The organism is Streptomyces sp. Y20 (genome assembly GCF_043195475.1).
In the GTDB taxonomy this organism is placed as follows: domain Bacteria; phylum Actinomycetota; class Actinomycetes; order Streptomycetales; family Streptomycetaceae; genus Streptomyces.
Genome location: NZ_JBIDDP010000002.1, coordinates 694,466 through 719,758 on the forward strand (window position 1 = coordinate 694,466; position 25,293 = coordinate 719,758).

A 25,293-nucleotide genomic window follows, 5' to 3' on the forward strand; every position below is an offset into this window, starting at 1 on the left:
TCCTCTCTGATGAAGGTCAGGACGTGTGGTTTTCGATCTCGCGCAGCGCCTTGTACAGCGGCGCGTACAGCAGCCGGGCGACCGCGGGGTCCGCCGGATCGGGGCAGTCGGGCGGCGGCGCGCCCTCCGCGAAGTAGGGGGCGAGCACGTCCCGCAGACCGGTCAGCAGGCCGTCCTCCTGCGGCAGCGGCGCCGCCGCGGCGCCGGGTGAGAGCAACTCGGCTGTGCGTGGCGCGAACCGGGCATCCACGAAGACCACGCGGGCGGGCACCCCACCCCGCACCAGGCGACCGATGACCTGCCAGATCGTCACCAGCTGGTCCCAGGTGAAGGACGTCTTCTCGTGGTCGGACAGGCGGGAGTAGATGTAGCGGCGGGACAGCAGCCGGCGCCACTCGGCGCGCGCCACGTGCCGGAAGGCCAGCCCGGCCGCGTCCAGGTCCGTCGCGGCCATGACCAGTTTGCCGAACGTGCCCTGCGGCAGCCCGGGCTCGTCGCGGGCGAAACGGGCCGCCCAGTCGTTGATCGCGAACACGGCCAGCGCGAGGTCGTCCGGGCGTGGATGCGGCCGGGCGAGGAACAAGGCCGTGCCGAAGGCCGCGTTGCGCTGGGCGTTGAGGATGTTGTGCCCGCGTTCCACCGCCATCAGCGGGGCCACGAGGATCTCCGCCGTGGGGTCCTCGGCGAACGTGGCGAGATCACCCCGGCGCAGCGCCGTGACCCGCTCCGCTTCCGGCTTGGGCGGTGCCGAGCCGCGTACGGCCTGTTCCAGGTCCGCGTCGTCGGCGGCCAGCACCCGCACGCGGCCGTGCCAGCGCTCCATCTCGTGCAGGACCTCCGCCGCGGTGTGCGCTTCCTTGTAGCTGCCCACCAGGAGGATCGCCCGGCGCCGGCGGCTGTCGACGACCCTGGCCAGTTCCTGCTCCAACGGGCTCGGGGCGCCGCCCCGGCTGGGAGACCCGAGCCGGCTGACCATCGCCCGGCAGGCCGCGGGCCGGGCCTTCGGCTCGGTGCCCGACAGGCTCAGGGGGCGCCCCTCGTCGTCGTACAGGAAGTGCGTACTGAATTCCGACTCGCTCACGGCCTTGAGGGCCCGTGGTGACGGGGTGAGCACCGCGCCCACCGGGGCGACCACGTGCGCGCGTGTCGAAGTGCCCGCCCAGCTGGTGCCGGACATCAGCACGACGTGCGGACCCCTGCGGCCGCGGCCCGGGTCGGCACCCACGTCGGGCAGGGAGAGCAGGAGTTCGCGACCCACACCCGCGCACCTGAAGAAGCGCAGGGTGCCGCTGTGTCGCCCCTCGACATCGCGTTCCCGCTCGTCCGGCAGGTACTGGAACCCCAAGACGTTGCCCATCGGAGCCTCCGGGACCAACGGGGCGTAGTCCAGCGGCGGACGGCGGGACAGCTCGTTGCCGGTCGAGTCCAGGTGCAGGGCGGCCTCCACCTGGGGCCAGAGGAAGACCAGCCGGTCGAGACGCTGGTGCAGGGCGCTGAGCAGCAGCATGAACTCCAGGCGCCGGGCCGTCAGATCGAGCCACCCCTCGTCCTGGGCCCGCACGGACGCGGGGGTGTCCGCGAGCAGCGGGCGCAGCACGGCGAGGACCCGCTCGCGCGTGCCGGAGGAGGACAGCGTGGTCAGCAGGTCCTGGACGAGGCGCACCAGTTCGTCCGTCACATTGCCGTACGGGCCCCGACCGCCCAGGGGATCGTCCCGGAAGTCGTCGAACCGCTCGGTCAGTTCGGCCCGGTGGGCGTCCACCTCCAGCCCGGCCGACTCGGGCTCCGGAGCGTCGTCCTCATACGCCTCGTACAGCTCCGATTCGTCGGACACGCCGTCCGGGGCGGCGGCATCGGAGTCCTGCGCGAACCAGGAGCCGAGCAGCTTCTCCTGGAGGGTCCAGGGGCTGAAGTACTCGATGTCGGCCCACTCGCGCAGGTCGGCGTCGGAGATCAGCAGCTTGTACAGGCGGTCCGTGGCGGCGTGGACCACCGTGAGCGAGGCGGACCAGCGCTCGACCTCCTGGTCGGTGAGCGGCAGCCGGCCCTGCCGGGACAGCTCCTCGATGCGGTGGGTCTGCACCTGGTCCAGCCAGGACTCGGGGCCGGGAGAGACCAGCGTCGCCGAGGGCGCGAAGATCTCGTCCAGCTTCATCTGCACCGAGTCGGCCTCGTCCACGACGATGATGTCGGCGCGCAGGCAGGCCAGTTCCAGGTGGCGCAGCCGCTCCTCGCCCAGATGGCGCGGCACGGCCGACTGCACGAGGCTTGCCGGGTTGGCCACCCAGATCACAGAGTCGACCAGCTCCCGGGCCGCGCGGTGACGCGGGCACGCATACCACAGGGGGCACCCGTGCGGGGCTCCCTTCACCTCCGCCGGGCGGTCGCCCTCGGACGAGGACCGCCGCTGTCCCGGCCGGTAGGGCTCGGGCAGCGCGCGGGACTCCGGGTTCTCGTCCCGAGTGCGCTTCTTCTCCGGGTAGAGCGAGGTGCACGGCGCGTCCGCGAACCGCAGGGGCTGCGCCGCCTCGGTGCCGCGCAGGGCGTCCACCATGCACACGGTGCTCAGGTGGTCGAAGCCCGGGTCGTCGTGGTCCAGCAGGCTGTGCACGCCGCGAGAGGCGAGCCGTCGGTGCAGCCGCTGCACATGCGTCTCCCGCGTGGTCAGACCCAGCACCGGCGTGGCGGTCAGCCCCAGGTCGCGGAGCAGAGCGGTCAGACGCAGTTGTTCGGCCACGTCGCCCACGACGAGCGTGGTGCGCAGCGCCGGAGTCCCGCGGGCTCCCCAGACTGCGATCAGCGTCATCAGGGTCGACTTGCCCGCACCGACCATGCCGGCCAGGTGCAGCAGCCCGTCCAGGTGGAGATCGCCTTCCTGCGAGAAGCTCAGCCCGTCCGCATCACGCGGGAAGATGTGCAGCTCGGTGAGGCGGTCCTCCCAGTGACCCGGGTTCTCAACCTCGTTCTCCCGCTCCGTCGTGTCCATCCAGCGGGCGGTCTCGACGAGGTCGGCCCGGCTGACCGTGAGCGGCTCACCGTTCCCCGGCCGCCCCGCCTCCAGATCATGACCGGGAACGGGGTCGGGACGCAGTTCCTCGGGCAGCGTCACGGAGGCGGGCCGGCGCCGGTCGACGAAGGTGGCGCGCCCCGCCGGTGCCAGGGGCAGCTCCTTGCGGGCCAAAGGGGGCAGGGCGGCGAGGGCGGCCTCGTACACGGCGAACCGGTCCGAGGCGACGGTCGGCTCGCGTCGTCGCGCCGGCCGGTCGAGCGCGAGGACCTCATAGGCCCGCAGCCGGTCCGGCAGGGCCCGGTAGGTCTCCAGCGTGCGCTCCCAAGCGCGGCCGCGGCGCAGGTGCCACAGCAGATGACGGCCCGCGCCGAGCATGACCTTGTGCTCGGGACAGGACACGTATCCCCGGGCGGCGGCGAATTCGTAACCGCCGAGCAGGACGTAGGCACCGCGGGCGGGCTCGTCCGGCGCGATACGCTCCAGGATCCGCAGGGCCAGTTCCGCCTGGCACAGCAGGCCGGGCTTCACATCGCCGAGTTCGTCGGGAACCTCGTCCCACAAGCGGGCGACCTCCCGGCTGACCGGGTGGTGCCAGCTGTCGCGGTCACGCATCGCCGGTCTCCTCCTTACGCGTGACTCCGCCGCCGCGCGCGAGCCGGTCCTCGGCGCGGGCGAGCAGGTGAGTGTCGGTGAGCAACGGAACACGGCGCGCGGTTGCCGGGCGGTTGCGCTCGTACGTGGCGATGTAGCCCGGCCGGTCGTCGACGCGGTCCTGCGGCACCACCCAGAACGCCTCGTCGTACCGAGGCTCCTGCGGCACCGGACGGGCGGCCCGCCCCAGGAACGCCGGATGGGCCCAGTCCTTCACGTCCACCGCCCAGACCCAGCCGTCGGGGAAGGTGACGTGCATGTCGTAGGCGTCGTACGCCGGCCACATCCGGACCTTCAGCCCGAGCCCGGCGAGCCGCCCCTCCAGCTGCACCTCCGCCCGCCCCGGACCGGTGACGAACTGACGCAACGGCCTGGCCAGCTGGAGCAGTTCACCAGCCTCCTCCTGCGGGATGCGGCGCCCTACCGGCGGTCGGCCCCGGCGGCGGCAGCGGTCCCGCTCGCACCACCAGCCGCCGTCGGGCAGCGGCGTCAGCAGAGTGAGACACCGGGCGCAGGTCGCGTAGACGTCACCGCGCAGATAGCTGTCCGGGACGGGGCGGTAAATGCGGCTCAGGAGCTGCTTCACCGGGTCGAGCACATGGTCCAACGACACGGCCCACTCCTCGGCCGAGGTGAGCACGGGTCGGGTGACCAGGAGCCGCCGGAACTCGGTGTACGCGTCTTCCTCGCCGTACTCGCGGCACAACCGCAGCGCGGCGCGGACGATCTCACGGTCGTAGAGAACCAGCGCGCTGTCGGAGAACTGCTCCGCCCACTCGTAGCACAGCTCGGTCGGGCGTGAGGAGTCCGGGTCGAGCAGCAGATCGCCCGGTCCGGCCGCCTCGGCCGGCAGGTCCACCGGCCAGTCGGCCACCGGCCGCTCGCGGCACCACGACAGCAGGTCCGGAAGGCTCACCGGAGGTTCGGCCCCGCGCTCCAGGCAGGCCAGGACCGTCCGGTCGAGGGCGCGCTGCACCTCGGGCGGGTAGGGCAGGGCGAAGGCGTCAGGGCCGGTGGCCGCGTCGAGCACCGTGAGAGCGGTGGCCAGCGTGCGCATCAGGGGAATGCCGCGATGGGCGGACCAGTCGGCGTCGTGCGGCGGCATGCCGTTGTCGGTCGTCGCGGTCACCGTGCCTCCAGATGCGCGCGGCCGGCCGCGCAGTGGGTGATCATGTCGCAACCGCCGCAGTGACGGCCGGGCGTCGGCGCGTAGATCTCGTCCACCGCCCAGGGGCCGGCGAGCCCGGCGATGATGAGGCGTGCTTCGGCCAGGGTGTCCGGATCACCGGGATCGATTTCCTCGCAGCGCGACTTCCCGGTGCCTTCGGCGTCCAGGTACAGCACCTCCAGCTCGATCAGCGACCGGCGCGGATCACCACCGGGTACTCCGGCGGACATCATCAGCACCGCGAAGGCGAGCTGCGGGTACGTCTCCATCAACGCGCGCCCCTCCCAGGGAGGCTTTGCAGCCGTCTTCGTCTCGTGCCAGATCCAGCCTCCGGAGCGGGTGTAGAGGAGGTCGGGGTCGGCGATCAGGACGACGTCCAGCTCGGGGTCGTACGCGGTCAGGCGCGGCTGTACCCGTACGGCCTCGTCGGACGGCAGGCCGTCGAGAGGGCAATCCCGCTGGTGCTCGGCGAGCAGGGCGAGGGCGGTCGGCAGTTCGGCGGAGGAGAGGCCGGGAAGGGCGTCCGGGAGGGGGGCCGTGCGGCAGCATCCCTTCCCGTGACGGAGGTTGAGCCACTCGTCGACGGCACGTCCCCTGCGGATGGGCTCGCTCTCCGGGTCCACGGACTTCAGGTGCAGTACGCGGGTGAGGTGGAACTGCGCCGGGCAGCGCGCGTGGACGCGCAGGTCGCTCGCGGACACGGAGCGGCGGGCGCGGGGGCGTCGCGGCCCGGGAACCCCGAGAACGCCAGGAGCCCGGGGCGGCTGCGCGCAGGCAGCCAGACCTTCACAGCGCGTGCAGCTGGAACCGGGATTGAGCCGGTCGCCCTCGATCACCCGACGCAGCACGGGCTTGGCGTGCTCGGTGAACCGCCGCTCGGTCTCGTCGGCATCCCAGTCGGCCAGCACGTCGTGATCGCCGCTGCCGCAGCCGATGCCGATGATCCGGACCCGCCTAGGGCGCACGGTGCTGCCGGGGGCGGGACGGAAGACGTCCCGGAAGGCCGCCCGGGAGGGGATGCCCGTCGCTGCCACGGCCGCTGCCTCCGCGATCTCGGCGGGCGGCCGGTCCCCCTTGACGGAATTCACGGACAGCAGCCACATCTCGCGCTCCGACCCGTCGGCGGACGCGTACCGTCGTCCCCACGCCGTGCGCTCGTAGCGGATCGCCCCGCGGGCGTCCGCTACCTCGCTCTCGGTGATGGCTGTCCACTGGGCGCGGACCGGCAGGGTCGGCGGACGCCCGAGCGCAAGCCGCTGCGCTTCGCGCTCCGCGCGCGCCAGCAGGTAGGACCGAACGGCTGATTCTGCCCAACTTGCGTGCCCGGCATGGTACTTCTGATGCTTCAGGAGCCGCATCAAGGCGCTGTCGGCGTCCTCTCCCTCGTGCTCGATCGCGTCCAGGACGCTCATGACCGGTCCGAGGGCGAAGTCCTCGACGGGCTTCCCCCGCGGACGCGGCGGGATTTGGACGAGCAGCGCCCTGGCGCGCAGGGCGTTGCCGCGCGGGCAGTCCTGAGGGTCCTCGCGCAGCAGCGGCAGTGAGGTGCGGATGAGTCGGACGTCTCCGTTCGTTCCGGGCGGAGGCAGGTGGAGCGGCACGATGCACCCCTTACGGGCGTGGTGGGACGAGAGCGCCAACACACCCAGGGAAGCGTATCTCTGTGAACTCAGTCAAGCGATTCGCTCGACGTGATCCGTGAACCGCTACAGTGTGGCTGACACCGTGTCATGAACAGCCGGGGGTGAGGCGTGGAAGCCGGGGAAGTCCTCGACGGCCGCTACCGAGTCGAGGAAGCGCTCGACCAGGGCGGCATGGGCACCATCTGGACAGCCACCGATCTGGTGACCGGGCAGTTGGCCGCCGTCAAGGTGCTGCGGCTCGACGCTTACACGCAGGGCCGGTTCACTCCGGCAGAGCGCGCGCGACACCGGGCCGAGCTGCTGAAACGGTTTGAACGCGAGGGCGCGATCCTTGAGGAGCTGAAGTACCCCGGGATCCCGCGTCTGCTGCACCGTGGCTACCTGGGCGAGGAGCCCTACCTCGTCATGGAATATGTCGAGGGGATCAGCCTGCGCGAATTCCTGGACACGCGCCGGCCGTTCCCGTTCGACGCCGCTGTCGCCGTCGCCGTTCAGGTCGCCGAAGCCCTGGCACACGCGCACGCGAACGGTGTGGTGCACCGCGACCTGAAACCGGGCAACGTGGTGATCGCCTGCGCTGACGGAGCGGTGAAGCTGCTGGACTTCGGCATCGCCCACCTCACTGATCCCGATGCGACCCGCTACACCGCACTCGGTGCGACTCCGGGCAGCGCCGGGTACATGGCCCCGGAGCAGCTGCGGGGCCAGCAGGACATCTCCGCCTCGGTGGACCTCTACGCGTTCGGCTGTGTGCTCTTCGAACTCCTCACCGGCGAGCGGCCCTTCGAGGACAAGCCGGACCGGAACAAGAGCACCCAGCATCTCGAGGACCTGCCGCCGCGCCTGCGGAGCATCAACGTCGGCATTCCCGAGGAACTGGACGATCTGGTCTGGGACCTCCTCGCCAAGACTCCGGCGGATCGCCCCGGCACCATCGACGAGGTGCTGGATGTCCTGCGCGACTCCCTGCCGGAGCCGGGCGACCCGGCCCCGGATCCGGAACTGACTCCGGACCCGACCGCACGCTATCGCCTGCGGGAGAGCGCGGCGGCCGGCCCGCCGGACATGCGGTCCACCTCCCGTGCCGTAGCGCGGCGTCCGGTCCGCCGTCGTGGCGGGTGGCTGGGGCGCAACCAGTTCGCGGGACGGATCGCCCAGGCCCGGGTGGAACTGCTTGCCGACGGTCCTGGTGCCCGCTGTGATGAGCTCCACGACCTGCTCCCCAAGGCGGTGGCGGACTGGGGGGCCCGCGAGCCGATCGTCCTGGAGGGGCGGCTGGTGTGTGCCGATGCCGCTCGACTGGATGGTCGTACGGGTGAGGCGAAGGAGCAGTACCAGCACGTGGCCGGGGACGGAGACCCCTCGGATCCTCTAGTGCTGGAGGCCCGCCTCGGGATCGCCGAGTGCCTGATGCCCGAGGGGGACTTCGCCGGGGCGTTCAGCGGCTGGCGCGCAGTGGTGCACAGCCTGCCGCTCGTCGCCGTACCTGATTCCGGCCGGCTGACGAGCCGCTGTCGCGAGGTCGCCTTCGAGCTCGTGGAATCCGGTTACCAAGCGGAGGTGACCGACCTCCTCGTCCGGCTTCCCGAGCTGTAGCCGGATCAGCTCCGGGGAAGATGCCCAGCGGCCAGCAGGTCCCCCAGCGCCCGGCTCAGCTCGCCGCCCACGCTCTTCATATCGGTCATCTCGCCTTCGAAGGCGGTGATCTTCCGGTGGATCTCCCCGTACCGTCGCTGTTCCTCCAGCGAGAGCCTCGGGATGTGCAGACGCCGTACGTCGATGCGTGACGTGGTGGACGCGTGCGTGCCGGCCCTCTGCACATTGGCCGGGGCACGCAAACAGCCGGACAGGAACCATGGGTCGAGGACCGCCGGATTCGCCCGGAGCGCTGCGAGTTGGGGCCCCAGGACGGACGGAGCGTCGGTGTCCACCCGTACGTCGAAGGCCCGGGCCAGCACTGAGACGATGACGTCCTGGGACGCTGTGACCGTGAGCGAGCCATCCCGCTCGCCCGCCGCGACCACCACCGCCGGAAGCCACAGCTGTGCCTGCCCGGCCAGCGGAGCACCCGTGAGGACGCGCGCCTCGTCCTCCTGGCGTTCTCCGCGGCGCACCAGTGACTCCGGCAGGCCCTGCCCGGTCCGGATCTCCAGGGCTCCGGCCTGCTCCAGCTCACCGACGCTGATGAGTGGAACCGTCTCGCCGTCGTCCGCGGGTACGAGTGCGGACAGGGCGTCGCTGGCATCGCGCAGTTCCCTCATGTGCGCGTCGAACCGCGTCCAGAGGCGTCTGATGTCGACGATGGTTGCGGCCCGTGTCCTCGGAACACGCCGTGCAGGCGTGAGGTCCACCTGGTCGTCAAGCAGGTCCACCACGGGCACCGAGACGCTTCCCAGCGCGCTTGTGCCGCCCAGGACCCCCACGATCTGCTCCGTCACGGCGGACCACTCGACGCTGCCTCTGTCGGCGGTCACGGGACGAGCGGCGTGTGTGGTGTCCACGAAGGTGAGCTCTGCGCCGTCCGCACCGCCCCGGCTGAGGGCGCCGTCCGCGCGCAGGATCCACAGATGCAGTCCGACACCGTAGGGCGGGGCGGCACCGGGAGGCAGGGCGATCACGGTCCGGAGCACGCCGGACCGCAGGAGACCGGCCCGGATCCGGCGACCCGCGCGGCGCGCCGCCACAGCGGGCGGCAGCACGAGAACCGCGACGCCGCCAGGAGCCAGAGCTGCCACGGCATGTTGAACCCAGGCGAGTTCCGGCTCGGTGCGCGGAGGCTGCCCGTACACCCAACGCGGGTCTGTGGCGAGTTCCGCGTGGCCCCAGTCACGCTCGTTCGACGGCGGGTCGGAAAGGAGCACGTCGGCCTGCGCTCCGGAATGGGCATCGGCCCGCAACGTGTCACCCGCTGCCAACGATATGTTGGACAGGTCATGGTCGGTGAACCCGCCGACCGCGAGGCGCGCCTTGGCCAGCTCCACCAGCACCGCGTCGCTGTCCTGGCCCAGGAAACGCAATCCCGCAGCACAGTCAGCCCCCCACTGCCGGCCGGCTGCGACGAGCAACGTTCCAGCCCCGCAAGCAGGATCCAACACGGTCCGTACAGGGCCTGAGTGGTTCATGGCTGCGGCTTGCGCCATGAGCCCGGCCAGCTGCACGGGAGTCGTCGTGATCTGCCGTACGTGCGTACGGAGCCACCGCTCCAGAAGGAAGTCGAAGGGCCTTTGCTCCTCGTCCGGATCAGCCAGTTCGAGAGTGCGCTCCAGGAGGCGCTTCTGACGCTGATCAAGGGGCGGCCCCGCCGCCGGCCTGCCTGTCGTGACACCGCTCTGCCGGAGTCCCACCTGGGCGACCAGCAGGCCTGTCGTATCTCGGTCCCCCAGGGACTCGTATTCAGGCCAGAGCCGGTCGAGCGGGTTCGGCGCCGTCTTGAGTTTGTCTTCCCGCCTGAGCCACTCCTCGACTTGTGGAAGGGAGAAGTGCGGGCTTGTGTCGGTGCCGCCGACAGGAGAGGGGAAGCTGTCGTACCGTCGACGCCAGTTGCTGACGGCGGCGCGTCCGACTCCCGCGATGCGGGCGATCTCCGCAAGGGTGACGACAACCGGGGGCGACCCTGCGGTTGCGGACATGATTTCCTCCGGAGCTCGGCAGCCTAGCGCCCAATGAATCCGTGATCACCTGCGGTGGGCGTACTTTGACTGAGTTTACGCACATGTTTGCGAGCCACTCCGGTTACCCGGGCCAAGGCGTCATCCGATCCGATCGCAGAGCCGCCTCGAACACCTCATGTGCATGGCTATCCGGGAGGCCGTTGTGCCGGGCACGCCGGCCCCCTGGGGATCGGATGCAGTAGCAACCGGATCAGGTCGTCGATGGTTCCGCCGGCATGGGCCAAGTGGTAGAGGACGGCTGCCGTGATCCGGTGCCCGCGCTCGGCAGCGCCTTGACGGCTCCCGCGGAGGGCCGCTGTGCGCCGTAGGGAGCGAGCTTGCTGTAGCTGCCGATCGCGTAGCGGCCGATGAGGTCACCGAGCAGGAAGAGGTCAGCCGTAGCCTGCGCCGGCCGTGATTGACCTGAAAGGGCGTGTTGTTGTTCCGGCGAGGTTTTTTGAGTTCCAGGTGTCGCGCCAGGTCGGGGTGGACTCACTGATGACTCATCGGCTTATGAGGTCGATCACCGCGGCTTGGATCACGGCTTCGGAGCAGCTGGATGTGGGTTTCGTGGTCGCGTGCGAGACGGCGGTGGTGCATAGGCCAGTCGAAGGTCTGCTCGGTCACCCGTCGTCGGGGGACCACCTTGAACCCTTATTTGCCGGACCCGCGTTGGACGACTTCGACGTCGATTCCTAGGCGGGCGCCGCGGTCGATGGGGGGCGCCGCGCCGGGCGATCTTCGGGACGATGCCGCGGACCCACAGAAGTCGGCGGTACTTGCGGAAGTCGTAGCCTCGGTCGGCGTACAGGCGCTTCGGCTTGTGGCGGGGGCGGCCGCGCCGGCCCCGGATGCGCGGAATGGCCTCCAGGAGCGGGACGAGCTGGGTGACGTCGTGCCGGTTGCCGCCGGTCAGTGAGACGGCAAGCGGGGTGCCGTGACGGTCGACGATCACATCGTGCTTGCTGCAGAGAGCTCATCGAGCCCGGCTGGGACGCCCTCGCCGCCACCCTGGACCAGGCCGAGCGCGCTGGCCACGACACCGATGCCTTGCTCCAGCAGGCCATCGAATGGCGCGAACTGGACACCGCGGACAGCGTCCCCGACGTCCTCGTCTGGGGGCTGCGATGCATCGGCGAACTCCCCGCCCCCCACCCCGAGGGATGTGTCCGCAGTGCGGCGCACGGCGCGACTGGATGGTTGATCTGCGACTGCAACGAGATCAATCCGCTGCCGTTGCGCACACCAGTGGGTCGAGCGCGAACTGGCTCGCGCGGACTACGAGGCGATGATCCACGTAGGAGGGAAGGACTACCCGAGCCTGGAGGCTGCGACCCAGGCCGCGGGTTACGGCGGCGCGCTCGCCGGCGTCTATCTGACCGAGCCCAGGCCTGACCAGGGCCTGCGACCAACCACCGTAGACGCCGTCCTGTGGCGCATGCACTCCGGCTCATGAGGCTCCCTTAGAACGTCCAACTCTCTTTTAACCTGCGTTTGATCACAACCGCAGACAGCCCCTGGCATCCGCCTCTGACAATTCGGGCCGCCGACGAGGTTCTTCCGGTCGTTCTGCCGTTCACCACATCTGAGGGTGCCCGGACGTCGCAGGGGACCGAGCAGGCCCCATCCCCTCTCGCATCGACATGTGAGCTTTCAAGGAATTGGTTGGAAAACGTGGCTCGCGCATTCGCTCGGGGAGCGATCTCGCGTGCTGCGGGAAGCTAGTGATCATTAACTCGCTTGCGCCTGGTCAAAGGTCTCGTGAACGACCCACCAGTGAAGACACCAGTGCACCTGGCCTCTTTCTGTTTTCCCGGCCCGTCCTTGCTGGGGCTCGGCGCCCAAGCCGGCTAGCGTGCCACGCGGTAGCGGAGGTAGACGACTCCCGAGCCGAAGGTGCGATTCTCGAGGAGTTCGAGATCCACCCGGCGCTCGCGCTGGGGGAAGAACGGAACGCCGCCGCCGACCAGCACCGGGTGGACCCGGGCCCGGTACTCGTCGATCAGATCCGACGCGGCCGCCTCTGCGGCGAGGGTGGCGCCGCCGATCGCGATGTCGCCTTCCGCGGGCTCGGCTCGCAACCGCTCGATCTCCTCCGCCAGGCCGCCGGAGACCAGGCGGGCATTGCCCCGCACCGCCGACAGCGTGGTGGAGAAGACCACCTTGGGGAGCGGCTTCCAGATCGCGGCCCACTTCAGCATCGACTCGTCCAGCGATGGATCCTGGTCGGCGGTCTCCCAGTACAGCATCGTCTCGTACAGTCGTCGTCCCATCAGGTGGACGCCGACCTCTCGCATCTGGTCGGTGACGAAGCGGAAGACCTCCTCGCCGGGCGCCGTCCAGTCGAAGCCGCCGTCCGGCCCGACGATGTAGCCGTCCAGCGAGACGCCCATCGAATAAGTCACGGTGCGCATCGGAAGTCCTCCTCGGTGACGGGTCGACAGTACGACCGCCGGACGCCGCGGGACTCATCGCGGCTCGCGGGATTCCCCCGGCCGAGCCACCTCACGCGATCGCGACATGAGCGGGGTTCGATGTCCTGTCCTCCCGAAAGACCGCAGTCATCGGAGAAAGTGACAGTGCTTATACAAGTGCTGTTATGCTGCGCCGCATGGCCGACACCCATCCGTCCGACCCGACGCAGCGGAGCCTGTGGCGGCCTCTGCGGCTGCTCCAGGCGTCGATGGACGCCGACATCAGCCGCATCCACTCCGAGCAGCAGATCGACGGGCTCAAGCCCAGCTTCGTCATGGAGTTGCTCCGGCTCCACGCCCGCGGGCCCATGACCATCGCTGAACTGGCCGAGTCGGTTGAGCGTACGCATTCGGCGCTCAGCCAGAAAGTCGCCGCCATGCGCGCGGCCGGCTGGGTCCGGACCGTCGTGGGCGACGACGCGCGGACCAGGAAGGTGACGCTCACCGACGAGGCGCGCCGCGTCGTCGGCCGGCTGGCGGCGGAATGGCGGGCCACCGAGGCCGCCCTCGCCGACCTGGAGGCCGAGATCCCCTACCCGCTCTCCCGGGTCGTCGCCGACATCGAGCGCGCTCTTGACCGCAAGAGTCTCCACGACCGGATCGCCGAGAAGCTGGCCGAGGATCCGGCGTGACGTGCCCGCACGCACTGATCGACGTGACCCCGCTCCGGTCCTCGCCGGCGTTCCGGCGGCTGTGGGCCGGGCAGGCCCTGTCGGTTCTCGGCGGCCAGATGACGCTGGTCGCCGTGCTGCTCCAGGTCTGGCAGACGACGAAGAGCACCACGTGGACGGGCGCCGTCGGGCTGGCGCAGGCGATTCCGCTCGTCGTGCTCGGACTGTTCGCGGGGTCGCTCGTCGACCGAGTGGACCGGCGGCGGTTCTACCTGATCACCACCAGCGGGCAAGCCCTGTGTTCGGGTCTCCTCGCCCTTCAGGGATTCCTCGGGCCCCTGCCCGCCGCCGGTGTGCTGGGGCTGGTCGCCCTCCAGTCCTGCTTCGTCGCCGGCGGCGGCCCGGCCTCACGCACCTTCATTCCGCACCTGCTGCCCAAGGAGCAACTGGCCGCGGGACTGGCGCTGAGCCGCGTCGCCCTCCAGAGCGCCATGCTGCTCGGTCCCGCGACGGCCGGACTGGTCGCGGGCGGGCTGGGAACCGGCGCCTGCTACCTGATCGACGCCCTGACATTCGCCGCGGCCTTATACGGCGCCTTCGGCCTGCCCAGGATGGGCCCCGGAGACGAGCCCGCACGGCCCGGCCTGCGCGGAGTGCTGGACGGTCTGGCCTTCCTGGGCCGCACTCCCGTCATTCGCGGTGCCCTGCTCACCGACCTGGCCACCACCGTCCTGTCGATGCCCGTCAGCCTGTTCCCCCTGATCAACGCCGAGCGGTTCGACGGTGACCCGCGCACTCTCGGACTGTTCCTCACGGCCCTCGCCGTCGGCGGGGTAGCCGCCTCCCTCTTCTCCGGAACCTTCACCAGGAGCGCCCGTCCCGGCCTCGTCATGCTCGCCGGATCCGCCACCTGGGGCGCCGCCTTGACGCTGTTCGGTCTGGCCCCCGATCCATGGGCCGCTCTGGCCTTCCTCGTCGTGGCCGGTGCCGCAGACACCGTCTCCGTCGTCTCCCGCGGCACCGTCGTCCAGACGCACACTCCCCACGCACTGCTCGGCCGCGTCAGCGCGGCCGAGCAGATCGTCGGGCAGGCCGGACCCGATCTCGGCAACATGCGCGGCGGCCTGGTCGCGGGCGCCACCTCGGGAACGACGGCCCTCGTCAGCGGTGGCCTGCTCTGCCTCGGCGCCGTGGCCGCGGTGGGCGCCACCACGGCCGACCTGCGCGGCCGTCGCGCCGCCCGCGGCGCCGCCACACCGCTTGCGGGCCCGGAAAACCGTGTGCCCCGGCCGGACCGTCCTGCCTAGACTCGCCACCGATCCGGCGTCGCCCCCGTAGTGGGCCGCCGGAGGTGATCGCCGTGTCGAGTGGGGGGAGCCGGGCCGTGTGTGAGCGCACCGCTGCCGTCGCTTCCCGTTCCCGGTACGAGGTGATCCTCGTAACCTCCTCCGGCCGGTGCCCGCTGCGCGGCCGGCACCGGATCCCGTGACGCCCCGCTGACCTCTCCCGCCGCTCCGGCCGTGTGCCGGACGCGGCCCGCGGGCCGGCGCGCTTCCAGGCGCACGGGTGATCGCGCTGCCCCACTCCACCCTCCGAAAGGCACCGGGCCGTGCGTACGACCACCAACCCTCTCGCCGCTGTCCGCAATCTCGGCATCCTCGCCCACGTAGACGCGGGCAAGACCACCGTCACCGAGCGCATCCTGTTTGCGACGGGCACCACCCACAAGCGGGGCGAGGTGCACGAGGGCACCACCGTCACGGACTTCGATCCGCAGGAACGCGACCGCGGCATCACCATCTTCGCCGCCGCGGTGAGCTGTGCCTGGGACGGCCACCGGATCAACCTGATCGACACCCCCGGACACGTCGATTTCGCCGACGAGGTCGAGCGGTCGCTGCGCGTCCTGGACGGTGCCGTCGCCGTGTTCGACGCCGTCGCCGGGGTCGAGCCGCAGAGCGAGTCCGTGTGGCGGCAGGCCGACCGGCACGGCGTGCCGAGGATCGCGTTCGTCAACAAACTGGACCGCGCGGGCGCCGACCTCGACCGCGCCGTCGGCTCCATCCGGGAACGGCTGCACCCCGCCCCGCTGGTGGTGCAGTTGCCGGTCGGCGCCGAGGCCGGCTTCACCGGTGTGGTGGACCTGGTGCGGATGCGGTCCCTGGTCTGGGGCGACGGCGAAGGCCCGGCCGTGGAAGGGGCGGTGCCCGAGGAGTTGCGGGAGGAGGCGGTGCGGCGGCGGCGCGTGCTGGAGGAGGCGGCCGCGGAGCGGCACCCGGTGGCCCTGGAGGAGTTCTGCGACCGCGGGACCCTCTCCGCCGCGACCCTCTCCGCCGCCCTGCGCGACCTGACCCGCAGCGGGGACGGCGTGGTCGTGCTGTGCGGTTCCGCCTACCGCAACCGCGGCATCGAACCCCTGCTGGACGCGGTGGTGGCCTACCTGCCCTCGCCGCTGGACGTACCCGCCGTACGCGGCGTCCACGACGGTGCCGCACAGCGGCGGGCCGCCGATCCCCGGCTGCCTTTCGCGGGGCTGGTGTTCAAGGTGACCGCGGGCACCACCGGACGTCTGGCCCATGTGCGGGTCTATTCGGGCACGCTGGAGAAGGGGGACACCGTGTGGGACGCGGGCGCCGGACGTACCGAGCGGGTGGCGCGCATCCTGCGGGTCATGGCGGACCGGCACGTCCGGCTGGACCGGGCGGTCGCCGGTGACATCGTCGCGGTCGCGGGCGTGAAGTCGGCCCGGCCCGGTGCCACACTGTGCGACCCCGGGGCGCCGCTGCTGCTGGAACCGGCCGTGGCCGCCGATCCCGTGGTGTCCGTGGCCGTCGAGGCACGGCGGAGCACGGACACCGGGCGGCTCGCCACGGCACTGGCCCGGCTCACCGAGGAGGACCCCTCGCTGGTGGTGCGCACCGACCCCGAGACCGGGCAGACCGTGCTCTCGGGGCGGGGCGAACTCCATCTGGAGGTCGCGGTGGAGAGGGTCCGCCGTGCCGGCGGGCCGGAGGTCACCGTGGGGCGGCCGCGGGTCTCGTACCGGGAGACGGTGACCGGCGGAGTACGGGGGTTCGTGTACCGCCACGTCAAACAGGACGGCGGGGCAGGGCAGTTCGCGCATGTCGTCCTGGACGTGGAGCCGCTCGGACCCGACGCGGGTGCCACCGGCTTCGTGTTCCGCTCGGCCGTGACCGGCGGCCGGGTGCCGCAGGAGTACGTCCGCGCGGTGGAGGCCGGCTGCCGGGACGCCCTCACCGAGGGGCCGCTCGGCGGGCACCCGGTGACCGGGCTGCGCGTCACGCTCACCGACGGCTCCACGCACGTGAAGGACTCGTCCGACACCGCCTTCCGCACCGCCGGCCGGCTCGGCCTCCGCGCGGCGCTGCGGGCCTGTACGGCCGTCCTGCTGGAACCGGTCGCCGAGGTCACGGTGACCGTGCCGGAGGACGCGGTCGGCGGGGTCCTCGGGGACCTGGCCGCACGGCGCGGCCGGGTCGGCGGCTCGCAGGTCCGTGGCGGTGCGGCCGTCCTGACCGCGACCGTCCCGCTGGCCGAACTGTTCGGCTACGCCACCCGGTTGCGCAGCCGTACCCAGGGCCGCGGCACGTTCGCCACCCGGCCCGCCGGCTACGCACCGGTGACGGCGCCGGCTCGGTGACCACCGCACCGGTCCACCGCACCGGTCCACCGCACCGGTCCACCGCACCGGTCCACCGCACCCGTGGGGGTGACCGCCGTCCCCGTCGCCGGCCCGCGCCCGGCACCGCTCACGGTGTGCAGGACGCGGGCCGCGCGGGGCGGGCGGACCAGGGGCCGGACGGCCCGGTGGACGGGGGGGCGTCGTGCGCCGCGGCCGGGCCGCTGCACACAGCATGAGTCCCGGCGAGGGGTGGGAGCCGGTCGGCCGGGGGCGACCGGCCGGCCGGGGCGGGAGCGGGTGGCGAACCCGCCGGCCCACCCCCACCGCGCCCTACACCAATCGGCTCTCCAGGCTCGCCCGCCACGGTGGTGGCGCCGTCCGGCGCACGGCGGGGTGGGGCCGGTGTCCGCCGCGGGTGAGGAACGCGGCCAGGGGGAGGACCGCCGCGCCGACGGTGACCGCGTCCGGGCCGAGGTGGCCCAGCTCGATGCGGCTGCGGCCCGCGGGGAAGCGCAGGGCCTGGGCGAGGGCGTGGGCGCGGACCTGGTCCAGGAAGGCGGTGCCGAGCTGGAGGCCCGCCCAGCCGCCGACGAGGACCCGTTCGGGCTGGAAGAGGTTGATGAGGTCGGACAGGCCCGCACCGAGGTACCGGGCGGTCTCATCGAGCACCGCCGCCGCCACCGGGTCGGGCTGCTCCCCGTCGCCCGGGCGGGCCGCGGCCAGCAGTTCGGTCAGCGCCCGCTCCTCGCCGGCCCCGGCCGACGGCCGCCCGCCGGCTTCCCGCCAGCGCGCCACCAGCGCCTCCGCGCCCGCGTACGCCTCCAGGCAGCCCCGCGCCCCGCATCGGCACCGGCGCCCGCCGACCCGCAGTGTCAGGTGTCCCCATTCCACCGCCCGGCCCTGTTCCGCGTCCTCGGTGACCACGCAGGCGCCGACCCCGGAACCGAAGAGCACCACCACGGCGTTGCGGGCGCCGCGCCCCGCGCCGAACCACATCTCGGCCTGTCCCAGCGTCTTGGCGCCGTTGTCGATGAAGCAGGGCACCTGCGCGGGGAGTCGGCCGGTCAGCCGGAGCAGCCGCTCCAGGGGGACCGCGTCCCAGCCGATGGTCTGCCCGTGGACGACCGCGCCGTCCTCCCCGGTGTGCTCGATGATGCCGGGGACGCCGATGCCGATGCCGAGCAGTTCCCCGGGGGCGCCCTCGGCCGCCCGCAGGACCTGGGTGATCCCCTGACGGACGTGGTCGACGACGGCGTCGATGTCGTAACCGCGTGGCCCCAGGGGTCGTTCCGCGCGCGCCAGTTCGGTGAGGCCCAGGTCGAACAGCTCGACGCGGACCCGGGTTTCCCCGATGTCGACCCCGATCAGCCGTCCGCTGTCCGGCCGTACCCGCAGCAGCCGGCGGGGCCGGCCCGCGTCCGCGCCGACCACGCCCGCCTCCTCCAGCAGGCCGTCGGCCAGCAGCTCGGCCACGACGTTGCTGACGGAGCCCGAACTGAGCCCGGTCGCCGGTCCCAGCGCGTACCGGCTCATGGGCCCGTCGAAATACAACCGTTGCAGAACGGCGCTGCGGCTCTCGCGCCGCAGGTCACGCACCGTACGGCCTCGCCGTCCCGCCACCTGGCCTCCTCGTTTCGCGTCTTTTTCGGGCCCGCGGGGCCGGCCGTCGCTGCCGCATCCCTTGACGAGCGTTTCTCATGAGGTTTAACTCACGTCCTAAATTAAGCCATGAGGGGCTCGAGGTGGCGGACGGGGTACCGATCGCCGCGAGCCGCTCGCGGGTTCGACTCCCGGAAAGGGACACCAGGAGCCATGCGCAGCATCCGAGCCGCGGCCGTAGGCGCCGTCACCATGTCTTTCGCCCTCGCGGCCACGGCCTGCGGGGGCGGTTCGTCCAGCGGCGGGGGCTCCGGCGACTCGCCGAAGACGCTCACCTACTGGGCCACCAACCAGGGCGCCAGCATCGCCGTCGACCAGAAGGTCCTCCAGCCCGAACTCGACAAGTTCCAGAAGCAGTCCGGCATCAAGGTGAAGCTGGAGGTCGTGCCCTGGTCCGACCTGCTCAACCGGATCCTGACCGCGACCACCTCGGGCCAGGGCCCGGACGTGCTCAACATCGGCAACACCTGGAGCGCCTCCCTCCAGGCCACGGGCGCGCTGCTGCCGTGGGACGACGGGAACTTCTCGAAGATCGGCGGCAGGGACCGGTTCGTGGATTCCGCGCTCGGCTCCACGGGCGTCCGGGGCAAGGACCCGGCCGCGGTACCGCTGTACTCGATGGCGTACGCGCTCTACTACAACAAGCGGATCTTCGCCGACGCCGGTATCACCAAGCCCCCGGCCACCTGGGACGAACTGATCGCCGACGGCAAGAAGATCAAGGCGAGGGGCAAGTCCGCGCTCGGCGCCGAGGGCGCCAACCTGTCGGAGAACATCCATCACGTCTTCGTCTTCGCCAAGCAGCACGGCGCCGACTTCTTCACCCCCGAGGGCAAGCCCGACTTCACCGGTCCCAAGGTGGTCGACGCGGTCAAGCAGTACGTCGACCTGATGGCCAAGGACAAGATCATCCCCACTGGTGACGCGGAGTACGCGCAGAACCAGTCCGTCAGCGACTTCGCCAAGGGCAAGCAGGCCATGCTCCTGTGGCAGACCGCCTCCGCCAACCTCAAGAGCCAGGGCATGAGCGAGGACGCCTACGGCGTCGCCCCCGTGCCCGTGCGGTCCGGCGCCCCCGGCAGCGGCGCCCGGATCAACTCGATGGTCGCCGGCATCAACATCGCCGTCTTCAAGAACAGCCACAACCTCGACGGCGCCACGAAGTTCGTGAAGTTCATGACCGGCGATGATGAGCAGAGGATCCTCAACAAGGCCTACACCACCATCCCGCCGGTCAAGGGCGCCCAGGCCGACCCGGCGTTCGACGCCCCGGCCACCGCCGTGCTCAAGCAGACCCTGGCCACCAGCGCCGCCGCGCTGCCGCAGGTCGCCTCCGAGTCGCAGTTCGAGACGGCGGTCGGTACGGCCGTGAAGGACCTGTTCGCCGATGCCGCCGCCGGACGCGCGGTCACCACCGACTCGGTCCGGGCCAAGCTGGAGAAGGCCCAGCAGCAGATGCCGGCGGCCTGAACGCGATGACCACGACCACCACCGCCCGCAGCGAACCGGTGCGGCCGATCACCCCCGGTGCGGCGCGCGTCCCGCGCCGCACCGGGCGGGTCCGCCGCGTCTCACTGCCGTACCTGCTCCTGCTGCCCGCCCTGGTCCTCGAACTCCTCGTCCACCTGGTGCCGATGGTCATCGGCATCGTGATGAGCTTCAAGGAACTCACCCAGTTCTACATCCGTGACTGGGGCAGTGCCCCCTGGTCCGGCCTCGGCAACTACCGCATGTCGGTGGACTTCGACGCCCCCGTCGGCGAGGCCCTGCTGCACTCGTTCCTCGTCACCGTCGGCTTCACCCTGGCATCGGTCGGGCTGTGCTGGCTGACCGGCACCGCCGCCGCCGTCTTCATGCAGGGCGCCTTCCGGGGCCGCGGCCTGCTGCGCGCCCTGTTCCTGGTGCCGTACGCGCTGCCCGTCTACGCGGCCGTCATCACCTGGGTGTTCATGTTCCAGCACGACAACGGCCTGGTGAACCACGTCCTGCACGACCAGCTGCACGTCACCGACAAGCCGTCCTTCTGGCTCATCGGCGACAACAGCTTCTACGCCCTGCTGACCGTGTCCGTGTGGAAGGGCTGGCCGTTCGCCTTCCTCATCGTGACGGCAGGCCTCCAGAACATCCCCGGCGAGCTGTACGAGGCCGCCGCCCTCGACGGCGCGGGTGTCTGGCAGCAGATCCGCCGCATCACCCTGCCGTCGCTGCGCCCGGTCAACCAGGTGCTGGTGCTGGTGCTGTTCCTGTGGACGTTCAACGACTTCAACACGCCGTACGTGCTGTTCGGCAGGTCCGCCCCGGAGTCCGCCGACCTGATCTCGGTCCACATCTACCAGGCATCCTTCGTCACCTGGAACTTCGGCACCGGCTCGGCCATGTCCGTCCTGCTGCTGCTGTTCCTGCTCGTCGTGACGGGCGGATACCTGCTGCTCACCTCGCGCGGACGGAGGACCGCCGATGTCTAGCCCCAACTCACCGATGGCGGAACCTCGTTCGTTCGTCTGGTCCCGGCGGATCTTCCTCACCCTGCTCGCCGGTTTCGTGGCCGTCCCGGTGTACGTGATGGTCTCCAGCTCGCTGAAGCCCCTCGCGGACGTCACCGGCAGGTTCCGCTGGCTGCCCAGCGGGCTGACCGTACGGCCTTACATCGACATCTGGTCGACGGTCCCGCTCGCCCGGTACTTCGTGAACTCGCTGATCGTGGCGGGTGCCGCCACCCTGTGCTCGGTCGTCATCGCGGTGTTCGCGGCCTACGCCGTCAGCCGCTACGACTTCCGCGGCAAGCGCGTCTTCACGGTCACCGTGCTGTCGACGCAGATGTTCCCGGGCATCCTCTTCCTGCTGCCGCTGTTCCTGCTCTACGTCAACATCGGCAACGCCACCGGCATCGCCCTGTTCGGCTCCCGCGGCGGGCTGATCCTGACGTACCTCACCTTCTCCCTGCCGTTCTCCATCTGGATGCTGATCGGCTACCTCGACTCGGTGCCGCGCGACCTGGACGAGGCGGCGCTCGTGGACGGCTGCGGGCCACTCGGCGCCCTGCTCAGGATCGTCGTACCGGCCGCGGTCCCGGGCATCGTCGCGGTCGCCGTCTACGCCTTCATGACCGCGTGGGGAGAGGTCCTCTTCGCGTCCGTCATGACCAACGACACCACCCGCACCCTCGCCGTCGGCCTCCAGGGCTACTCCACCCTCAACGACGTCTACTGGAACCAGATCATGGCCGCCTCGCTGGTCGTCAGCGTGCCCGTGGTCGCCGGGTTCCTGCTGTTGCAGCGCTATCTCGTCGCCGGGCTGACGGCGGGCGCCGTCAAGTGACCCGCACCCCGCTTCCCGAAGGGACTCCCGTGTCCGAACGCATCGACCTCGCCGCCCTCCCGCACGACTTCCTGTGGGGTACCGCCACAGCGGCGTACCAGATCGAGGGGGCCGTCGCCGAGGACGGCAGATCCCCGTCGATCTGGGACACCTTCTCGCACACCCCCGGGAAGATCGCGGGCGGCGACAACGGCGACACCGCCTGCGACCACTACCACCGCTGGCGCGAGGACATCGGCCTGATGGGCCGACTCGGCGTCAACGCCTACCGGATGTCGGTGGCCTGGCCGCGGGTGGTCCCCGGCGGCACCGGCGAGGTGAACGCCAAAGGCCTCGCCTTCTACGACCGGCTGGTGGACGCCCTGCTGGAGGCGGGCATCACCCCGTCGGTGACCCTCTACCACTGGGACCTGCCGCAGGCGCTCCAGGACCGCGGCGGCTGGCCGGAGCGCGACACCGCCCTCGCCTTCGCCGAGTACGCCTCCACCGTCGCCGCCCGCCTCGGCGACCGCGTCACGCTCTGGGCGACCCTCAACGAGCCGTCCTGCTCGGCCTGGATCGGCCACCTGGAAGGCACGATGGCCCCGGGCTGGACCGACCTCACCGCCGCCGTGCGGGCCTCCTGCCACCTGCTCCTCGGGCACGGCCTCGCCACCCGGGCGATCCGCGAAGCCGCGCCCGGCGCCCAGGTCGGTATCGTCAACAACCTCTCCACCGTGCATCCGGCCACCGGCCGGCCCGAGGACCGGGAGGCGGCGCGCCGCCACGACGGCCACGTCAACCGCTGGTGGCTGGACCCGGTGCACGGCCGCGGCTTCCCGGCCGACATGGTCGAGACCTACGGCGTCGAACTCCCTTTGCGGGAAGGGGACCTGGAGACCATCGCGGCCCCGCTGGACTGGCTCGGCCTGAACTACTACTTCCCCGCCTACGTCGCCGACGACCCCGACGGCCCCGCCCCCCACGCCCGTTCCGTGCGCCGCCCGGACGTGCCGCGCACCGGCATGGACTGGGAGATCGACGCGAGCGGCATCGAGACGCTGCTGCTGCGCCTCACCGAGGAGTACGGCGCCGGGAAGATCTACGTCACCGAGAACGGCTCGGCCTACCCGGACGTGGTCCGCCCGGACGGCACCGTGGACGACACCGAGCGCCAGGAGTACCTGGAGCGGCACCTCGCCGCCTGCGCCTCGGCGGCCCGCAAGGGGGCCCCGCTGGCCGGCTACTTCGCCTGGTCGCTGCTGGACAACTTCGAGTGGGCGTACGGCTACGCCAAGCGGTTCGGCCTGGTCCACGTCGACTACCGCACCCAGGTGCGCACCATCAAGGGCAGCGGACACCGGTACGCGGACATCGTCCGCGGCCACCGCGGCCGGACACGCCGGGCCGCCTGAGCCCGGCCCGGACGGCCGGTGGGCGCGGGTACGGGAACCCGCGCCCACCGGTCCACACCCCGCAGGACCCCCGCACCAACCCTGGACGAACACTGAATTGACATGACCGCATCAATCATCCATCCCCCGAGGAGAGCCGCATGCCATCCCGTATCCCGCGCACCCTGCTCGCCACGCTGACCACCGCGGCCCTGCTGGCCACCGGCCCCCTGCTGGCCACCCCCGCCCACGCCGCCGCCTGGGACACCGACCGCGCGGCCGGAGCCTACGCCGTCAACCCGGCCGCCGTCACCGCCTCCGGCAGCGAGAACGCCGGCACCGCGCCCGGCCTCGCCTTCGACGGCAACAACGCCACCCGCTGGTCCAGCGACTTCGCCGACGACGCCTGGATCCGCGTCGACCTCGGCTCCACACTCCGCATCGACCGGGTGAGCCTGGACTGGGAAGCCGCCTACGGCAAGCGCTATGTCCTGGAGGTGTCCGGGAACGGCACCGACTGGACTCCCTTCTACACCGAGACCGCCGGCACCGGCGGCTCCGTCACCACGTACACCCACCCGCAGGAGGTCACCGGCCGCTATGTCCGCCTGCGCGGCCTCGAACGCGCCACGCCGTACGGCTACTCGCTGTGGAGCTTCAAGGTCTACGGCGGCGAACCGGCTCCCGCGTCGACGACCCGCACCAACCTCGCGCTGAACCACCCCGCCTTCGCGAACTTCTATCAGGACGCGGGCCACTCACCGGCGTTCCTCACCGACGGCGGCTGGCCCGCCGACCTCAAGGGAGACTCGAGCCGCTGGTCGAGCGACTGGAACCAGGACCGCTGGGTCTCGGTGGACCTCGGCGCGCAGTCCACCATCGACACGGTGGACCTGTACTGGGAGTCGGCTTACGCCGTCGACTACCTCGTGCAGGTGTCCGACGACAACCGCACCTGGCGCACGGTGTACGAACCGTCCCCGGCCGACATCGCCGCCCGCCGCGCCGACGTCAAGGCGCCCGGTGACGCGGCGGGCCTGCACGACACGGTGCGACTGCCCTCCCCGGCCACCGGCCGCTACGTCCGCATGCTCGGCAAGGAACGGCGGTCCTTCTACAACCCCGCCCCCGCCACCGCCCAGTTCGGCTATTCCCTCTACGAGTTCCAGGTCTGGGGCACGGGCGGCAGCGCCGCGGCGGCCTATCCGGCCCTTCCCACCGACCGGTCGGGAACGTACCGCACCACGTTCTTCGACGACTTCACCACCGCGGGCCTCGACCGCTCGAAGTGGCGGGTGGTCCGCACCGGCACCGAGATGGGCCCGGTCAACGGCGAGTCGCAGGCGTACGCCGACTCCACCGACAACATCCTCACGCAGAACGGCGCCCTGATCCTGAAGGCGAAGTACTGCAAGGGCTGCACCAGGGCCGGCGGCGGCACCTACGACTTCACCTCGGGCCGCATCGACACCCACACCCACGCCGACTTCACCTACGGCAGGGTCAGCGCCCGCATGAAACTGCCTGTCGGCGACGGCTTCTGGCCCGCCTTCTGGCTGCTGGGCAGCGACGTGGACGACCCGTCCGTCTCGTGGCCGGCCTCCGGCGAGACCGACATCATGGAGAACATCGGCTACCCCGACTGGACCAGCACGGCCCTGCACGGCCCCGGTTACTCCGCCGACGGCAACATCGGCGCCCGCCAGACCTACCCCGACGGCGGCACCGCGGACCAGTGGCACACCTACGCCGTCGAGTGGACCCCGACGGCGCTGCGCTTCTCCGTGGACGACCGGCTGGTCCAGGAGACGACCCGCAACAAGCTGGAGTCCACCCGGGGCCAGTGGGTCTACGACCACAACCAGTACGTCATCCTCAACCTCGCCCTCGGCGGCGCCTACCCGGCCGGCTGGAACAAGGTGACGAGTCCCTACTGGGGGCTGCCCCAGTCGAGCGTCGACAAGGTCGCGGCCGGGGGAGTGCAGGCGGAGGTGGACTGGGTGAAGGTGGAGCAGAAGGGGTGACCGGGCCGTCCCGTGTGGGGTGGGCGCCCCTGCCGGTCCCTCAGGCTCTCTCCTGCCGGATGCTGGCTA

17 protein-coding genes and 2 pseudogenes are annotated in these 25,293 nt (G+C 71.3%); 12 read left to right on the forward strand and 7 right to left on the reverse strand.

Annotated features, from left to right (window positions below; translation table 11 throughout):
• Positions 1-16: 16 nt before the first annotated feature.
• The 3 genes from ACGFT1_RS08015 to ACGFT1_RS08025 are packed head-to-tail and all read right to left on the reverse strand — an operon-like array spanning position 17 to position 6,430.
• A complete protein-coding gene (locus ACGFT1_RS08015) occupies positions 17-3,622 on the reverse strand; it encodes a hypothetical protein (RefSeq protein WP_373908168.1) in 3,606 nt (1,201 codons plus the stop codon).
• Positions 3,615-4,790 carry a hypothetical protein gene (locus tag ACGFT1_RS08020; protein WP_373908169.1) on the reverse strand — a complete coding sequence of 392 codons (1,176 nt, stop codon included), beginning with the start codon at positions 4,788-4,790 and terminating at the stop codon, positions 3,615-3,617. The genes ACGFT1_RS08015 and ACGFT1_RS08020 overlap by 8 nt, the downstream gene beginning before the upstream one ends.
• Positions 4,787-6,430, reverse strand: a complete 1,644-nt coding sequence (locus tag ACGFT1_RS08025) for a PD-(D/E)XK nuclease family protein (RefSeq protein ID WP_373908170.1) — start codon at positions 6,428-6,430, stop codon at positions 4,787-4,789. Before ACGFT1_RS08025 ends, ACGFT1_RS08020 begins: the two co-directional genes overlap by 4 nt.
• A gap of 150 nt (positions 6,431-6,580) precedes the next feature.
• On the opposite strand from ACGFT1_RS08025, the gene ACGFT1_RS08030 reads away from it, so the two are divergent.
• On the forward strand, positions 6,581-8,068 hold the full coding sequence (locus tag ACGFT1_RS08030) for a serine/threonine protein kinase (RefSeq protein WP_373908171.1): 1,488 nt from the start codon (positions 6,581-6,583) through the stop codon (positions 8,066-8,068).
• A 5-nt stretch (positions 8,069-8,073) separates the two neighbouring features.
• Here the strand turns inward: ACGFT1_RS08030 and ACGFT1_RS08035 are convergent, their stop codons facing one another.
• Positions 8,074-9,630: an N-6 DNA methylase gene (locus tag ACGFT1_RS08035; RefSeq protein ID WP_373908172.1), complete on the reverse strand. Its 1,557-nt coding sequence runs from the start codon at positions 9,628-9,630 to the stop codon at positions 8,074-8,076.
• 906 nt (positions 9,631-10,536) lie between these two features.
• Here ACGFT1_RS08035 and ACGFT1_RS08040 point away from each other — a divergent pair.
• A complete protein-coding gene (locus tag ACGFT1_RS08040; protein ID WP_373908173.1) occupies positions 10,537-10,821 on the forward strand; it encodes a hypothetical protein in 285 nt (94 codons plus the stop codon).
• 16 nt (positions 10,822-10,837) lie between these two features.
• Here ACGFT1_RS08040 and ACGFT1_RS08045 read toward each other — a convergent pair.
• Positions 10,838-11,089, reverse strand: a pseudogene (locus ACGFT1_RS08045) (transposase); the annotation flags it as partial.
• 14 nt (positions 11,090-11,103) lie between these two features.
• Between ACGFT1_RS08045 and ACGFT1_RS08050 the strand changes: the two are divergent.
• Positions 11,104-11,271: pseudogene (locus ACGFT1_RS08050) on the forward strand (mobilization protein); the annotation flags it as partial.
• Positions 11,272-11,410: 139 nt separating this feature from the next.
• Positions 11,411-11,578 (forward strand): hypothetical protein, encoded by a 168-nt coding sequence (locus ACGFT1_RS08055; protein WP_373908251.1) that lies wholly within the window; start codon positions 11,411-11,413, stop codon positions 11,576-11,578.
• Positions 11,579-11,972: 394 nt separating this feature from the next.
• Here the strand turns inward: ACGFT1_RS08055 and ACGFT1_RS08060 are convergent, their stop codons facing one another.
• A complete protein-coding gene (locus ACGFT1_RS08060) occupies positions 11,973-12,536 on the reverse strand; it encodes a dihydrofolate reductase family protein (protein WP_373908174.1) in 564 nt (187 codons plus the stop codon).
• Between the two features lie 197 nt (positions 12,537-12,733).
• On the opposite strand from ACGFT1_RS08060, the gene ACGFT1_RS08065 reads away from it, so the two are divergent.
• The 3 genes from ACGFT1_RS08065 (at position 12,734) to fusA (ending at position 16,868) form a co-directional block, all read left to right on the forward strand.
• The gene (locus tag ACGFT1_RS08065; RefSeq protein ID WP_373908175.1) at positions 12,734-13,228 is read left to right on the forward strand and encodes a MarR family winged helix-turn-helix transcriptional regulator; all 495 of its coding nucleotides are present in this window, start codon (positions 12,734-12,736) and stop codon (positions 13,226-13,228) included.
• On the forward strand, positions 13,225-14,514 hold the full coding sequence (locus tag ACGFT1_RS08070; protein WP_373908176.1) for an MFS transporter: 1,290 nt from the start codon (positions 13,225-13,227) through the stop codon (positions 14,512-14,514). The genes ACGFT1_RS08065 and ACGFT1_RS08070 overlap by 4 nt, the downstream gene beginning before the upstream one ends.
• 302 nt (positions 14,515-14,816) lie before the next feature.
• Positions 14,817-16,868, forward strand: a complete 2,052-nt coding sequence (fusA, locus tag ACGFT1_RS08075) for an elongation factor G (protein WP_373908177.1) — start codon at positions 14,817-14,819, stop codon at positions 16,866-16,868.
• A gap of 312 nt (positions 16,869-17,180) precedes the next feature.
• Here fusA and ACGFT1_RS08080 read toward each other — a convergent pair whose 3' ends face one another.
• The gene (locus ACGFT1_RS08080; RefSeq protein WP_373908178.1) at positions 17,181-18,470 is read right to left on the reverse strand and encodes an ROK family protein; all 1,290 of its coding nucleotides are present in this window, start codon (positions 18,468-18,470) and stop codon (positions 17,181-17,183) included.
• Positions 18,471-18,662: 192 nt separating this feature from the next.
• On the opposite strand from ACGFT1_RS08080, the gene ACGFT1_RS08085 reads away from it, so the two are divergent.
• The 5 genes from ACGFT1_RS08085 (at position 18,663) to ACGFT1_RS08105 (ending at position 25,224) form a co-directional block, all read left to right on the forward strand.
• Entirely contained in the window at positions 18,663-19,979 is a 1,317-nt protein-coding gene (locus ACGFT1_RS08085) for an ABC transporter substrate-binding protein (RefSeq protein ID WP_373908179.1), read from the forward strand.
• Positions 19,980-19,984: 5 nt separating this feature from the next.
• Positions 19,985-20,974 (forward strand): carbohydrate ABC transporter permease, encoded by a 990-nt coding sequence (locus ACGFT1_RS08090; RefSeq protein ID WP_373908180.1) that lies wholly within the window; start codon positions 19,985-19,987, stop codon positions 20,972-20,974.
• A 13-nt stretch (positions 20,975-20,987) separates the two neighbouring features.
• Positions 20,988-21,827, forward strand: coding sequence for a carbohydrate ABC transporter permease (locus ACGFT1_RS08095; RefSeq protein WP_373908247.1), 840 nt, complete (start codon positions 20,988-20,990; stop codon positions 21,825-21,827).
• Between the two features lie 29 nt (positions 21,828-21,856).
• Positions 21,857-23,221 (forward strand): GH1 family beta-glucosidase, encoded by a 1,365-nt coding sequence (locus ACGFT1_RS08100; RefSeq protein WP_373908181.1) that lies wholly within the window; start codon positions 21,857-21,859, stop codon positions 23,219-23,221.
• Positions 23,222-23,361: 140 nt separating this feature from the next.
• Positions 23,362-25,224 carry a discoidin domain-containing protein gene (locus ACGFT1_RS08105; RefSeq protein ID WP_373908182.1) on the forward strand — a complete coding sequence of 621 codons (1,863 nt, stop codon included), beginning with the start codon at positions 23,362-23,364 and terminating at the stop codon, positions 25,222-25,224.
• The last annotated feature ends 69 nt before the right edge of the window (positions 25,225-25,293 follow it).